12 protein-coding genes and 1 tRNA gene are annotated in these 13748 nt (G+C 65.9%); 4 read left to right on the plus strand and 9 right to left on the minus strand.

All coding sequences use genetic code 11. The features are described from left to right. The first annotated feature begins 54 nt into the window (after positions 1 to 54). A complete protein-coding gene (gene kdsA, locus B0A89_RS00940) occupies positions 55 to 873 on the plus strand; it encodes a 3-deoxy-8-phosphooctulonate synthase (protein WP_420814442.1) in 819 nt (272 codons plus the stop codon). Here kdsA and B0A89_RS00945 read toward each other — a convergent pair. Further along, positions 870 to 2102: a BaiN/RdsA family NAD(P)/FAD-dependent oxidoreductase gene (locus tag B0A89_RS00945; protein ID WP_085376534.1), complete on the minus strand. Its 1233-nt coding sequence runs from the start codon at positions 2100 to 2102 to the stop codon at positions 870 to 872. The two genes, kdsA and B0A89_RS00945, sit on opposite strands and share 4 nt — an antisense overlap. A gap of 94 nt (positions 2103 to 2196) precedes the next feature. On the opposite strand from B0A89_RS00945, the gene B0A89_RS00950 reads away from it, so the two are divergent. The 3 genes from B0A89_RS00950 (at position 2197) to B0A89_RS00960 (ending at position 5163) form a co-directional block, all read left to right on the plus strand. Beyond that, positions 2197 to 2271 (plus strand) — tRNA-Gln (locus B0A89_RS00950). A gap of 129 nt (positions 2272 to 2400) precedes the next feature. After that, a complete protein-coding gene (locus tag B0A89_RS00955) occupies positions 2401 to 3921 on the plus strand; it encodes a site-specific integrase (protein WP_085376535.1) in 1521 nt (506 codons plus the stop codon). Positions 3922 to 4545: 624 nt separating this feature from the next. Next, the gene (locus tag B0A89_RS00960; RefSeq protein WP_085376536.1) at positions 4546 to 5163 is read left to right on the plus strand and encodes a replication/maintenance protein RepL; all 618 of its coding nucleotides are present in this window, start codon (positions 4546 to 4548) and stop codon (positions 5161 to 5163) included. Here the strand turns inward: B0A89_RS00960 and B0A89_RS00965 are convergent, their stop codons facing one another. The 8 genes from B0A89_RS00965 to B0A89_RS01000 all read right to left on the minus strand — a co-directional run bounded on the left by B0A89_RS00965 (position 5164) and on the right by B0A89_RS01000 (position 13701). Continuing rightward, complete coding sequence (locus B0A89_RS00965; protein WP_157115204.1) at positions 5164 to 6498, minus strand: hypothetical protein; 1335 nt, start codon at positions 6496 to 6498, stop codon at positions 5164 to 5166. Positions 6499 to 7007: 509 nt separating this feature from the next. Continuing rightward, a complete protein-coding gene (locus tag B0A89_RS00970; RefSeq protein ID WP_157115205.1) occupies positions 7008 to 7382 on the minus strand; it encodes a hypothetical protein in 375 nt (124 codons plus the stop codon). Positions 7383 to 7517: 135 nt separating this feature from the next. Beyond that, entirely contained in the window at positions 7518 to 8528 is a 1011-nt protein-coding gene (locus tag B0A89_RS00975) for an XcyI family restriction endonuclease (protein ID WP_085376539.1), read from the minus strand. Then, positions 8525 to 9241, minus strand: a complete 717-nt coding sequence (locus B0A89_RS00980) for a DNA-methyltransferase (RefSeq protein WP_240558582.1) — start codon at positions 9239 to 9241, stop codon at positions 8525 to 8527. Before B0A89_RS00980 ends, B0A89_RS00975 begins: the two co-directional genes overlap by 4 nt. Positions 9242 to 10043: 802 nt before the next feature. Continuing rightward, a complete protein-coding gene (locus B0A89_RS00985; RefSeq protein ID WP_085376541.1) occupies positions 10044 to 11717 on the minus strand; it encodes a recombinase family protein in 1674 nt (557 codons plus the stop codon). Beyond that, positions 11714 to 12322, minus strand: coding sequence for a DUF2924 domain-containing protein (locus B0A89_RS00990; RefSeq protein ID WP_085376542.1), 609 nt, complete (start codon positions 12320 to 12322; stop codon positions 11714 to 11716). Before B0A89_RS00990 ends, B0A89_RS00985 begins: the two co-directional genes overlap by 4 nt. 150 nt (positions 12323 to 12472) lie before the next feature. Beyond that, positions 12473 to 13327: an ImmA/IrrE family metallo-endopeptidase gene (locus B0A89_RS00995; RefSeq protein ID WP_157115206.1), complete on the minus strand. Its 855-nt coding sequence runs from the start codon at positions 13325 to 13327 to the stop codon at positions 12473 to 12475. A gap of 32 nt (positions 13328 to 13359) precedes the next feature. Further along, the gene (locus B0A89_RS01000; RefSeq protein ID WP_085376544.1) at positions 13360 to 13701 is read right to left on the minus strand and encodes a helix-turn-helix domain-containing protein; all 342 of its coding nucleotides are present in this window, start codon (positions 13699 to 13701) and stop codon (positions 13360 to 13362) included. Between the last annotated feature and the right edge of the window lie 47 nt (positions 13702 to 13748).

The raw sequence follows: 13748 nt of genomic DNA on the forward strand, positions 1-13748 counted from the left end.
TCAGAGGCGCCCGGATCGCTGCCGCCCCTTCCGGCCGCCCAGCGCAGCGTCGCCGTGGGCGGCGTCACCTTCGGCAATGACCGGCCACTGGTGCTGATCGCCGGTCCGTGCCAGCTGGAAACGCTGGATCACGCCCTGCGCATCGCGGATGTCCTGGCGGATGCCTGCGCCCGCGCCGGCGCCGGGTTCGTGTTCAAGGCCAGCTATGACAAGGCGAACCGCACCGCCCTGTCGGGCCGGCGCGGCGTCGGGATCGACGAGGGGCTGGCGATGCTGGCCGCGGTGCGTGAACGGTTCGGCTGCCCGGTGCTGACCGATGTTCATGACATCGACCAGGCCATGCGCGCCGCCAGCGTCGCCGACATCATCCAGATCCCCGCCTTTCTGTGCCGGCAGACCGACCTGCTGCTGGCCGCGGGGCGCAGCGGGGCGGCGGTGAACATCAAGAAGGGGCAGTTCCTTGCCCCCTGGGACATGCCCAATGTTGCGGACAAGGTCGCATCGACCGGCAACGAACGCATCCTGCTGACCGAACGCGGGGTCAGCTTCGGCTATAACACGCTGGTCACGGACATGCGGTCCCTGCCGATCATGGCGCGCACGGGCTGGCCGGTCATCATGGATGCCACCCATTCCGTCCAGCAGCCCGGCGGCCAGGGCAGCGCCTCTGGCGGGCAGCGCGAATTCGCCCCCGTGATGGCGCGCGCCGCCGTCTCGCTGGGCATCGCCGGGGTGTTCATCGAAACGCACGAGGCGCCCGACACGGCCCCCTCCGACGGCCCCAACATGATCCCGCTGGACCGGATGGCGCCCCTGATCGCCAGCCTGATGCGCTTTGATGCGCTGGCCAAGGCCGAGCCGCTGCGCGCCTAGCCGTCCGAGCCAATGGCGCGGGCGGCGGCATCTGCCGACGCCCAAGCCCATTGAAAGTTATAGCCGCCCAGCCAGCCGGTCACGTCGACCACCTCGCCGATGAAGAACAGCCCCCGCATATGCCGTGATTGCAGCGTGCGGGCATCAAGGTCGCGGCAATCCACGCCACCGACCGTGACCTCGGCGGTGCGATAGCCTTCGGACCCGACGGGGACGACCTGCCAGCGGCTCAGCCGTTCGGCAAGGCGTGCCAGCGCCGCATCCGACTGATCAGCGATGCGCGCCTCGGCCAGGCCCATCTGGTCAAGCACGGCGCCGGCCAGCCGCGCTGGCAGCCAGCGGCCCAGCACGGTGGCAAGCCGCGCCCGCCCGCCCTCGCCTCTGGCCTGCCGCAGCAGGCCATCCAGATCGCGCCCCGGCGCGAGATCGAGGCTCAGCGCCTCGCCCGGCTGCCAGAAATTCGATATCTGCAGGATCGCCGGGCCGGACAGGCCCCGATGCGTGAACAGCAGCGCATCGCGGAACAGGGGCGCGCGCTGGCCCTTGCGCGGCGCGGCAGCCACGCGGGCCGCTGCCTCGACCGAAACGCCGGCCAGTGCCGCGCTGTGACGCAGCTCCTGTTCGGCAAATGTCAGGGGAACCAGGCCGGGCCTGGTCGGAACGATCCGGTGGCCGGTCGCCTCGGCGATGCGGTAGCCGATGCCGCTGGCCCCCATCTTGGGGATGGATTTCCCCCCGGTGGCCACGACGACCCGGCGCGCACCGATCGGGCCGGCCGTCGTGTGGACAATGAAGGGCTCGCCCGCCGCGCCCGGCGCAACCGCCTCGACCCCGACCCCGAGCCGCAGCTGGCAGCCCCCCAGCGCCTCGGTCAGCATCGTCACGATCTGCCTTGCGCTGCCGTCGCAGAAAAGCTGCCCTTGCGTCTTTTCGTGCCAGGCGATGCCGGCACGATCCACCAGCGCAACAAAATCCTGCGGCGCAAAGCCCGCCAGCGCCGAGGCGCAAAAGCGCGGCGTCTGCGACACGAAGCGATCCGGCGCGGTCGCGATGTTGGTGAAGTTGCAGCGCCCCCCGCCCGAGATGCGGATCTTTTCACCCGGCTCGCGGCCGTGATCGAGCACGACGATGCGCCGCGCCCCGCCTGCCCCGATCAGCGCGCCCAGCCGGCCCGCACAGAAAAGCCCCGCCGCCCCAGCGCCGAGAATGACCACATCCGCTTGCTCCATCCCTGCGCGATACAGGGGCGGCCAGGCCTGGGCAAGATTTTACCCCGATGCCTCTTGCAGCCCCCCGAACCCTTGGCTAAACACCCCCCACTGCTGGGGCGTGGCCAAGTGGTAAGGCATCGGTTTTTGGTACCGTGTACCGTAGGTTCGAATCCTACCGCCCCAGCCAGTATCCTGAAAATTCGTTCTGTATCAGGCTTTTGACCCCGCCCCGAGGGGGATGATGACACGGCGTCAGCATAATGACACGGCGTCATCAGGTTCCGAGGCCCGCCGACCCCGCATCACGGGGGGCGCCTTGGGCATCACGAACTACGTCTTCCGGCGCGGCCGCTTCTATGTCTGGCGGCGGCTATATCGCGGAAAGGCGGTTCAAATCCCGCTCGCCACCGCCGACCCGTTCGAGGCCAAGCGCCTCGCCTGCGCGGCCACGGCGGCATCGCTTTTAGGTTGGAACCTCCTTGACCGGGAAACTGCCGACCTGTTGACTGTCCGGGAGGCCATCGTCCGCGCCGTTCAGCGGGAGCGGTTGGCGATTGATTACGAGAAGGCCGGAGGCGACCCGGCCCACCTACCGGAGGGCCGCGCCTTCTTCTTCTTTTTCGACCCGCCCGCCGACGCGTCTGACGAGGGGCCGGAGCCGCCCAAGAAGCCCGAGCGCCGCGCGGAGCCGCCCCCGCAGCCCCGTCGCGCGCCGGAGACGGCCCCGACACCCCGCCCGCGTCCCGCGCCTTCACGCGGGCCCTCCGCAGGCTTCTCGGCGCGGATCTCGGATGTTGTGAGCCGCATGAGCGCCACGCACGCGCGCACCGGGCGCGCCAACGCGAAGACGTTGACCCAGTTGCGCGCCATCGCGGACCTGTTCTGCGAAATCACCGGCCTGGACGATGTGCGGGACATTCGGCAGCACCACCTCGCGCAGTTCGTTGCCACGCTTGACCACTTGCCACCTTCTTACAGGCGGAGCGCCGCCGAGCGAGAGAAGCCTATCGGCGACATCGTGGCCGAAGCGGCGGCGGCAGGCGTTTCCGTGGGCCTTTCTGTCGCAACGGTGAACCGGAACCTCGTCCACCTCGGGAAGGTGCTGAAAGCCGCCCAAGCGGAGGGCCTGCGGGTTGACTCCTCTGTCAACCCATCCCTCCTCCGCCGCTTCTCGAAGCGCGCCGCGAAGGACGAGCGCGAGGCGTTCACGCCCGAGGACGTCCGCAGCATCTTTGCGGCCCCCGTTTGGACGGGCTGTAAGAGCGCGAAACGCCGCCGTCAGCCGGGCAGCGTTGTCGTGAAGGACTGGCTTTACTGGGTGCCCCTGATCGCCGCCTACACCGGCGCGCGCCGCGAAGAGATCTGCGGGCTTGAAACGACCGACATTGACGAGGCGGAGGGCGTCCCCGTCATCCGCATCCGCCCGAACGCCCGGCGCGGCTTGAAAAACCCGCAATCCGAGCGCGTCGTGCCGGTCCACTCTCACCTCATCGAACTCGGCTTCCTCGACTACGCGGGCGGCCAGCGCGAGGCGGGCCGCACCGACCTCTTCCACGACCTCCGGCGCAAGAGCGCCAAGTCCCAGATTGGCGACTCGATGGACTACCTGTGGCGCAACATCCAGAACGACCGCCTCGGCCCGCAGCCACGGAAGACCTTCCACTCCTTCCGGCACTACGCCGTTCAAGGGCTGCGCGCGGAGTCCGAGATTGAGAAGCATATCCGCGCGGAGTTGTTCGGCCACCTTGTGGGCGACATCGAGGACGACCGATACGGAGGGCGCGCGCCAGTCCTGACACTCCGCGCGGCCGTGGAGGCCCTGCCGCGCGTCTTTTGAAGCGGCCTTCCTTGAAGCCATCTTCTCTATGTTATGAATCATCACAGATTTGAACACACGGTGTGTTCATTTTCGACCCCTAATATTACTCGAAACCTTTACGGAGAATAAAACGAAGCGAGGTGATCGGTCGACCGATCATCTGTGATCGAATTTCGACACCTCACCTGCCCGGCGTAGCCGGGCAGGTCCGACCGCGCAGGGGTGCGCGGTCTCGGCCACGCTCGCGTGGCCTCTTCGGCCTCTTCGCATCCGTCCGAGATGACGCCGACGCCGTAGAGGTGCTTCGGTCCCGCTGGTCCCTCTTCTTTTCTTGTGAACACGCCGTAGGCGGGGGTCCGGGGGCTTGCCCCCGCCCCTCTCGAACGGTCGCGAAGAGGCCGTGAGAGTAGACAGAGAGGGAGAAAATCTAAGTATCTGTTATAGCATCGTTTTTAGACATACGACCGATCAATAGGATGATCGGTCCACCGATCAGTAGAGTGATCGGTCCACCGATCAGTAGGTTGATCGGTGTTTTTACCGGATTCGATCACCAGAGAGAAAATTCGGATCTGCCGTGTCTTGTTCTTGACGCGAATCAGATCGGATCATAAGGGCGCCCACCCACAGGGAGGAGCGGATATGACCACAGAAGATATTTTTCTTGAAGAACAAGAAGAAGAGCGGAAAAAAGCGAAGAATCCGCACTTCACGCAGGTCTACCCCGAGGGGTGGGATGGTATGATGACGATGATGGCCGAGAACGCCAACGCCGCGCGCCTCTTCGCCTTCATTGCCAATCATATGGACCCCAACGGCGGCGTCTTGGTCGCCTCACAGAAGGTGCTGGCCGAAGCGTTGGACGTGGCTGAAATCACCATCCGCCGCGCCAGCGCGTGGCTTGAAGAACGAAACCATCTCGTTCGGGTGCGGGTGGGAACCTCCGTATACGCTTACGCCCTCAATCCGAATGAGGTCTGGAAGAGCTTTCACGAGTCAAAGAAGTATGCGGTTTTCACGACGCGCACCCTCGTCTCCAAATCCGACGAATTCAACCGCACGGTTGACCGCCGGATAAAGACAATGCTTAAAGAGCCGAGACAGGAAGCATTGCCGGAAATGACGGTTCAAGACTTGGGGCAAGTCCTTAAAGGCAACACGCCGAGCGTCAAGAAACGAGCGAGAAGCGGCAAAGTCGGGGAAGCGGTCCAAACGGACGCTTTTGAAGATTATCTCACGGAAGCCATTGCGGCTGAATAGTCATAGCGACAGAGTAGACCCCGGATCTTCGGCAGGCAATGAAACCCCGATTTTCTGGGCGTCCTCCCGCGCCCGATTGAGCGCGTTGCGGGCTATCGGACCGACCCGGACAATCTCACGGCGCGCCACCTTGGCCTCCGCCCTTTCCTTCGGTGGCGTCGCAGGGCTTTGAAGCATCCGCCGCACTACGGGAATCGCTGAACGAATAGCCTTGAACGCCATCGTCAGGTTCTCGATTTGGCGGGCGATGAATGCCCGCTTCTCATCCCGTTCTTTCTGGATAGCAGCAGCAGCGAACACCAGCGGCTCCAACTCGGGCAATCCCGGCAAGATAGCAACGCTCGCCTCCTTGTTCTTGAACCGGATTTGGTCCTCTCGACCCTTCGCATAGTGGATGCGCTCCTCTCTCATTTCATCCACGAGCACCCGCCCGGCTTGGGCGATTTCCGCTGCGTGTTCCTGCGCGGCCTTCTCACGCGCCTCCGCTTCGGCCTGCGCCGCCTGCGCCTTGCGCGCCTTATCCTCCGCGTCGGCTCGGGCTTCCTGCGCCTTGCGCGCTTCGCCCTCCGCCTCCGCACAGGCGGCCCGCGCCTCATCGAGCGCCTGACGCGCCTCGGCGGCGTCGGCCTCCATCTGCCGCAGTCGCCATTCCTCGATAGCGAGTCGGTCCTGTGCCGGGCTCTCTTTGAACTTCCGCGCGTCCAGATTGACGCCGTTCTCACGCGCGAAGAACTCTCCGAACTCTTCTTGAAGCGCCATCCCCACGGCGCGCGGAGAAGTGATTGCCTTCGTGGTGGTGGCATCCTTCATCCGCGCCCGGATGTGGTCCTGATGCTTCCGCGCCAACTCCTCCCCGAACTTCGTCGCGCTGGTCCAGAGCGCGGGCTCACGGCGTTCCGACCGCGAGGGCTTCATGTAGCGGGGACACGCGAACACATCGACAATGCTTTCCCCCGCTTCATCCCGGTCCAAGCGGGCGGCGAACACGGCCTGCCCGCCGTGGCTCTCGTTGATGAAGCGCACCGCCTGCTCGACCATCAGCCGCTCACGCCCGGCCCGGTCCAAGCGGGCGAACGGCGTCGGCCCGTCATCCAGCAGCACCTCCGGCGGGAACCTGACGATGTAGTGAAGCACCGGCTTCTTCGCACCCTTGTTCTGTCGCGCCCCGTCGACGTGGGCAGCGTAGAGGTCAACCAGGTCCATGCCGCCGACCACAAGCGGATCGGCGTCCCGGATTTTCCGCTGACGACCGATCCAGTCCAAGCGTTTCCCGTGCTTCTCGGCGCGCGTCAGCCCGGCCATATCCAGCGATTCACAACGAACGGCACCCTTCATTCTGCGGTCCTCCCGCAGCCCGGCTATGACGGGCTGAAGAAAGACAAGAGAAGTTTTTGGGAAACCCAAAACTCGCTTTGGGTTTTAGGGCCCCGTCCTGACGGCCACCCCAAAACCCCACTCGCCCTGCCGGGGGCCTCTCCGAGGGGGCCGTCTGCCGACCGCGCCGCGGGGCCCTGCCGGGGGCCTCTCCGAGGGGGCCGTCTGCCGACCGCGCCGCGGGGCCCTGCCGGGGGCCTCTCCGAGGGGGCCGTCTGCCGACCGCGCCGCGGGGCCCTGCCGGGGGCCTCTCCGAGGGGGCCGTCTGCCGACCGCGCCGCGGGGCCCTGCCGGGGGCCTCTCCGAGGGGGCCGTCTGCCGACCGCGCCGCGGGGCCCTGCCGGGGGCCTCTCCGAGGGGCCGTCTGCCGACCGCCGCGGCCCTGCCGGGGCCTCTCCGAGGGGGCCGTCTGCCGACCGCGCCGCGGGGCCCTGCGCGGCCACGGGCTGACGCCGTGGCCGCGCATCCTCTCACGCTGACGGGTCGCCGTGCGCGTGGCGCATTGCGGCGACCTCGGCCGCCGCCTCGCGCTCTGCGGCAATCTCGGAAGCACCCTCTTGGGCTTCCTCGCGTGCCAGCCGCGCCTCCGCCCGCCTCACGCGCCAGGCGTCGAGCGTGTCCGGCGTCTTGTATCGCCGCCAGCCCGCGAACAGCGTCAGGAGCGCCGCAGCGTTCTTGTCGTCAGCGCGGCCGAGCAGGTCCCAGACGTCCGGGCTATCACCGCCCTCCGTCATTGAGACCAGCAGGCCCCGCAACCTCTCGGCGAACCCGCCGCCGAGGCTGACGGCATCCAGCAGACCCGCCGCCGCCGCCTCGTATTCGTCCCTGTTTGGAATCGTTGTCATCATAAGCCCTCCCCCGCCTCCTGCCGTGCCGGGGCAGGAGGCAGGAAGCCTGCCCGGCACTATCGGATATGGCGCTCCCGTGAATTTTCAAGCGCCTGACGCGCCCACAACTTCATAAGGCTTGCGTCTCCGGTGTCAGTCTTCAATCGACGGTTTAGCCGCGATTGATACGGCCGAGAGCAGACGAGAGCGGAAGTTCTCATAGTCATCCCCTTCCTTGCTCATCAAGCCGGCGAGAGTAAAGAAGTGATTTGTCGACGGCGACTCAGCCCTAACCTTCGCCATATCAAGCCCTCCCACATTGACGACAGTCCAGCACTCCGCATATCCATCTTTCCGCGCCTTCTGGTGGCTCTTCTCGGCTTCCCCTATGCGGTTGTGGATATTGGACGCGTCCGTTCCGGCCTTCACCTCGATTGCTACTGCGTTAATATAGCGGCCGGGCGACACCTCTTCCTGAACGACAATGTCAGGGTCCGCAGCAAACCGGATTAGCACAGACCTTCCTGTGGCGCTCTTAATTGTTATCCGAGTTTTATCATCATCCTCATCCGACAGACGGGCATGACCGACGATATCCTCGATAACTTCAAAGACGTTGGATATGCCGAGCAAGCCGCGAACATTATTGGCGCCACCGCGCAACTGCGGCCCGAGGGTAAGAAGTGAGAGATCTTCGAGTCCACTTTTGCTGACCTTCAGGTCAAGCTCTTTCATGCCGCGCAGCATTAGCGAGCCAGACGCGCATAGCGCCTGACAAATATCTTGTAGGTCGTTCGAGGCCGCCGTTCCAATGCGGCCCTTCTCTTCCATTGACTTGAAATGACCGACCCCAAATCCCGAGGCTCCGCCATAGAATTGTTTTTGAGAATATCCTAATAGGAGTCGATAATATGCGAGTAGCTGGGGGTTATCTTGCAACACACATGGCACGGCAAAAAGCAGTTCTCCCCGCAACCCTGCTGCTGCCAAGGTAGAAAGATCGTCCTTCGGGACAAATTCTGCCAGCTGCGAGTCCAAATTCTCAATATCCAGACGTTGGACAGTAGCCGCAAGCGCCTCTTGTAGGTACTGAGGACGGAAGGTGTTAAGCTTATTGGCAAAGGCGACCTGAAGCTCAGGAGGCGCAAAACTGAACTTACTCACGCCGCGACCCTCACAATGCGAGTTTCGGCAGCATTGAGCCTTTTCCGCGCCAACTCGACATAGGCAGGGTTGATTTCAACACCCACATACCGGCGGCCCTCACTTTGAGCCACCTCACCGACGGTTCCCGATCCAAAGAACGGATCCAGCACAAAATCCCCCCTCCCCGAAGAGGCAAGGACACACGGACGGACGAGTTCGGGAGGGAAGGTCGCAAAATGCGCGCCCGCGTAGGGACGGGTGCGCACATTCCAGACAGATCGGCGATTCCGCAGGCCGCCTGTCTCGGAACGCTCCTTTACCGCCTCGGCGTTATAGAGGTATTTCTCCGACTTCGTGAACATGAAGAGGAATTCGTGGCTGCGGTTCGGCCTGTCCTTCACGCTTTCGGGCATAGCGTTAGGCTTGTTCCAGACGATATCTGTTCGGAGATACCAGCCGTCATCTTGTAGCGCGAATGCCAGACGCCACGGAATCCCGAGCAAGTCCTTCGGCTTGAGGCCGTCAGGCGTGTCGGGCCGCACGCCCATGGCGCGCGCCGGATTCTTCTTATCTGCGGCTCGGTATCCTCGATTGCCGCTCGTGAAGCCGTCTCCGATGTTCAACCAGAGGGTGCCATCAGGTGTAAGCACCCGATGGACCTCGCGGAACACGGCGACCAACCGATTGATGAACTGCGGCATCGTCTCTTCGAGGCCGATCTGGGTCTCCACGCCATAGTCCCGCAGTCCCCAGTATGGGGGAGAGGTCATCGCGCACCTGATCGAGGCGGCCGGGAGTCTCCGAAGCACCGAGAGGGCGTCCCCTTGAAAGATGGTGGACTGCTCGAACGCGAGCGGCTCCGGCTCTTCTACCCGTCTAACCTCGACTTCTTGCGGCATCTTCGTCTCCTGTTCCCGTGTCAGTCTGTATAGCCCAGCAGGAGAAAAAACCTACTCGTTCTGGAAGCGTAGACCTCTATGGAAAGCAGGCAAGCAGGCTTCAAGGGGCGCTGCTCATTTTTTTCCGCATTGCGAGCGCCGAGCCCACTTGCTACACGGCGTCATCATCGTTCTGGTCGGCGGGCCGGGGCGGGCGGCAGAAGAGCTTGATAGTAGGTGAGTTTTCCGGGATTTTGGTGGGGCTCCTACCGCCCCAGCCAGTCAGTTTCCTTCCATCGGTCTCTTTCGGACGGCACCCGGATAGTTGCGGGTTTGCGGTCGCTTACGGCTGCGGTTCTGTATCCGAGACTGATGTTTCTCCCTCTCATCGCCTCATTCCGCGCCGGCGTCTCAGCGGCCGTGTTTTGTCGTGCGGTTTGGGGTCCGCGGACGGTTTACAGGGAATATACAGGGAATCTGGGCGCCAGACGCGCCGGAAACGCTGTTTGATTCCCGATTATCCCAAGCGATTTCAGATCCTTGCGGGCAAATACCCTGCGCTTCGGAACAGGGAATTAAATCATGCCGAACAGGGAATAAAATCCGCCGGAACAGGGAAGCCCCAGGGAAGAACAGGGAACGCCGCGGGTCCGCCTCAGGCGGGCCGGATGCCGGCGCGCCTGGACTGCGCCTGCCAGTCAGAGGGCAACTCCGGGCGGGTCAGGCGGTTCAGGGTAAGGCCCTCGGGCTGGGTGCCATCGAGGATCGCCTTCTGGATCGCAGGGGCCAGCAGGGCCAGCTGCAGGTGCACCCGCAGGCAGCCCTCGGAGATGCCGTCGGCCCTGGCCAGGCCGGCGATGTCGCGGCCGGCCCGGATTGCGTTGAGCCAGCGATGCGCGCGGGCGAGCGCCGCGACCAGTTTGGGGTCCGGATCCCGGGGCCGCTCGCCGATCACCAGCCGCGCCTCGACGCCCCGCCGGCGGATCGACGTGGGTGCGGTGATGGACAGGGCGGTGTCCGATATCTCTGCAGGATCGACACCGAGGAGAGCGGCAAGGCCGGAGCGCCGCAGTTGCAGCGCGGTTGTCTCGCGACCGACGGTTCCGCTCTCGACGAGATCGAGCAGCCTGCCCCGCCGGGCGGCATCCGACGCCGCCGCCGGCTGGACAAGGTCGATCAAGGCGGCGGCGAACTGCTCGTGCTTGGACAGGTCCGGCACCGCCAACAGCGTGTGGCCGGCCAAGGCGCGGGCAAGCTGGGCGCGTACGGCCTCCGCGACCTGCGCCTTAAGGGATGCGGCCGGCAGCCGCCAGCCCTGCGGGTCCGGCGGCCCCGAGATCATCCGGTTGGAGACATAGTAGCGGTACCGCCGCGTGCCCTTCGCCGTGTGCGTCGGGGTCAGTCGGTCGCCGGTCTCGTCGACCAGCTTGCCGGTGAGCGGGGCGGGGTCGCGCGCGGCGGCCTGCGCGCCCCGCCCCCTGCCCGACTTCTGCTGCAGCAGCGCCTGCACCCGGCTCCACTGGTCCTCGTCGATGATCGCCGGATGCTGCCCCTCGTGGTCGGCGCCACCATGGCGTGTACGACCCCGATAGACCGGGTTGGTCAGCAGGTAATGCAGCTGTCCGCGCCCGAGCGGGCGGTTGCCGATCTCGCGACCATCCCGGCCCTCCCGCGCCTTCGAACGCAGGCCGCGGCGCTGCACCTCCTCGGTCAGCGCCCGCAGACAGCCGGCCTGCTCGTAAAGATCGAAGATCAGGCGAACGGTCGCCGCCTCGGCGTCATTCACGACCAGCACCTGCGCGCGCGGATCAGGGTGACGGTCATAGCCGAGCGGCAGCGTGCCCCCCATCCACAGGCCCCGCTTCTTCGACGCGGCGATCTTGTCCCGGATCCGCTCGCCCGCCACCTCGCGCTCGAACTGGGCAAAGCTGAGCAGCACGTTCAGCGTCAGGCGGCCCATGGAGGTCGAGGTGTTGAAGGCCTGGGTCACGGAGACAAACGAGCAGCCCTTCGCCTCGAGCCGTTCGACCAGCCGGGCGAAGTCCGCCAGCGACCGGGTCAGGCGGTCGATCTTGTAGACCACGATCATCGACACCCGCCCGGCATCAACCTCGGCCAGCAGCCGCTGCAGCGCCGGACGATCGGTATTGCCGCCCGAGAAGCCGCCATCGTCGTAGCGGTCCCGGACCAGCTTCCAGCCCTCGTGCTTCTGGCTGGCGACATAGGCCGCACAGGACTCATACTGGGCGTCGAGGGTGTTGAACCCCTGCTCCAGCCCCTCCTCGCTCGACTTGCGGGTGTAGATCGCGCAGCGGACGGGCGAGGTCATGGCCAAACCTCGGCATGACGGGGGTTCAAACCTGTCCGCGCTGACGGTCCGGACGGGATCGCCGGACCGGCCCGCCCCCTGTCCGCCTTACCCGCTCGCGCGGGCGTCTGCCGAGCCTTCTTGTCACGGGCATTGCGCTCCGCGTTCAGCCCGAAGAACCGCGGTCCCGACCAGTGCGCACCGGTGATCTCGCGGGCGATCACCGACAGCGACCGCCAGGTCTGCCCATTCCAGCGGTACCCGTCCGGCGTGATCTCGACGACATGGGTGATCCCGTTCCACTCGCGCAGCAATCGCCCGCCGGCCTTGGGCTCGGCCGTCCGGGCGCGCGCGCCGCCTGCCGCGAGCCTGGTGAGCCGCGCCTCCAGCCCCTCCGGCCAGCCCCCCGCGGCTCTGAGCTGCAGGTCGAACGCAAGGACCCGCCGCAGGAGCGGCTGGCTCATCGATCGCGGCGGCGCGCTGCCGTGAAGCGCCCGCCAGGCCGCGGCGAGACCCGTGCGGTCGAGAGCCAGAATCTCGGCAACGAAGAGCGCCAGCTCTGCCGAAGCAGCTGCAGTGGTCGCTGGTCTCCTGCTTGCGGCTGCAAGGCGGGGTCGCGGCGTCATGGTGATGGTATGCTCCGGGTTGCGGCAGCGTTTGCGCCGCCTGTTACCCGGACAAGCCCGACGCGCGGTCGGGCTTACCGTCCATCACGCTCGCCCCGGCAGAGAAGTCCAGTCTCCCAGAGGTTCGGTCGCCGGAGCCTCAACGGAGCTTCAGCGGAATCGCGGCTGCCAGGGCCGGTCCGACCGCGCGTCGTCCTCCGCTCCATCCTCGTCCTCACGTGCAAGGTCTTCGCTGCTGAGCACGGTCAGCGTCCGCCCCGATCGCCCCAGCCCGATGATCTCCTCGTCGAGCTCGAGGGCACGCGCACCGTCGAACCAGTCGCAGAGGCGGCAGGTGCCGACGGCGCGATGACCCAGCCCGATGGCCGACAGGTCGGCGTTGAACCCCGCGGTCACCGTCGCCGGGAGCGGTTGCCCCTTGCGTGGATACGGCAGGCGCCCGAGCCGCCGGAAGCCGGGCGACAGAAACGCGTAATCGACCTGGTCCCCGTGGCTGACAATGACCGCAACCGGGCGGTCGGCCTGTCGCGCGCAGGCGATCGCGGCGGCTCGGATCGACACAGCCGCGCGGTCCCGCAGTGCCAGGATCGCGTCAAGCCCAACCGGCAGTTCGGCCAGCAATGCCCGCACCGGTCCCGCCGGCATCAGCAGCGCCGCCGCGAACTGGTCCGCCTCGACCTCGAGCGCCGACTTCCGCCCCCTGAACCCGGCATTCGAGGAATGCCGGCCGCCCTGGCTCAGGATCATCTGCGGATGGCCCTCAAGGAAGTAATGCCCGAGCTCGTGGGCGACCGAGAAACGCTCGAAGCCCGGATTGCCCGGCGAGGCGCGGTAAAGGATCGCAGCCTCGGTCCCCATCAGCAGGAACACGCCGCTCACCCCGCTCTCGTCCGCCGGCAACGGCTGAACGCGGATACCCTCGGCCGCGGCGATGAGGAACGGGTCAACGGGCAGAGCGGTCATTCCGTGCCGGCGGGCGACCTCCTCGCCCATTCGCTGCGCCATCTCCTCGCGGGGCCTGGACGCAGCGCTCGTGTTCAAGGCGACCCGGCCTTCTGCGCTGCCAGCGCGTCGATCATCACCTGGATCCGCTCACGGTCAGCGGCGCTCAGCAGCTCCTCATTGCGGAATGCCGTGGTGGCCCCGGCCATGTCGGGACTTGTCCCGAGCAAGTAGTCCGCCGAGACACCCAGCGCCTTGGCCAGGGCGCGGATATTGGCAAAGGACGGGTTGCGGCGGCCGTGCTCGAAGTGCCCGATCGCCGCCGGCTGAAGGCCCGCCTTGCGGGCCAGTTCCGACTGGTTCAGTCCGCGCGCTTCACGCGCCGCGACGAGCCGCGGGCCGATGCCCAAGGACGCGATGCCGTCAGCGCTTGACATGATACGGATTCGTAGTATATGACGCTCTCATATTGTCTATCCTGCCA

The sequence above is a fragment of the Paracoccus contaminans genome, assembly GCF_002105555.1.
In the GTDB taxonomy this organism is placed as follows: Bacteria; Pseudomonadota; Alphaproteobacteria; order Rhodobacterales; family Rhodobacteraceae; genus Paracoccus; species Paracoccus contaminans.

Excerpts from the sequence above, each read along its gene's own strand:
- B0A89_RS00985 (WP_085376541.1), bottom strand. The coding sequence starts at position 11,717 with ATGACCTCGCCCGTCCGCTGCGCGATCTACACCCGCAAGTCGAGCGAG.
- B0A89_RS00995 (WP_157115206.1), bottom strand. The coding sequence starts at position 13,327 with ATGGCGCAGCGAATGGGCGAGGAGGTCGCCCGCCGGCACGGAATGACC.
- B0A89_RS00960 (WP_085376536.1), top strand. The coding sequence starts at position 4,546 with ATGACCACAGAAGATATTTTTCTTGAAGAACAAGAAGAAGAGCGGAAA.
- B0A89_RS01000 (WP_085376544.1), bottom strand. The coding sequence starts at position 13,701 with ATGTCAAGCGCTGACGGCATCGCGTCCTTGGGCATCGGCCCGCGGCTC.
- B0A89_RS00965 (WP_157115204.1), bottom strand. The coding sequence starts at position 6,498 with ATGAAGGGTGCCGTTCGTTGTGAATCGCTGGATATGGCCGGGCTGACG.
- B0A89_RS00970 (WP_157115205.1), bottom strand. The coding sequence starts at position 7,382 with ATGACAACGATTCCAAACAGGGACGAATACGAGGCGGCGGCGGCGGGT.
- B0A89_RS00990 (WP_085376542.1), bottom strand. The coding sequence starts at position 12,322 with ATGACGCCGCGACCCCGCCTTGCAGCCGCAAGCAGGAGACCAGCGACC.
- B0A89_RS00945 (WP_085376534.1), bottom strand. The coding sequence starts at position 2,102 with ATGGAGCAAGCGGATGTGGTCATTCTCGGCGCTGGGGCGGCGGGGCTT.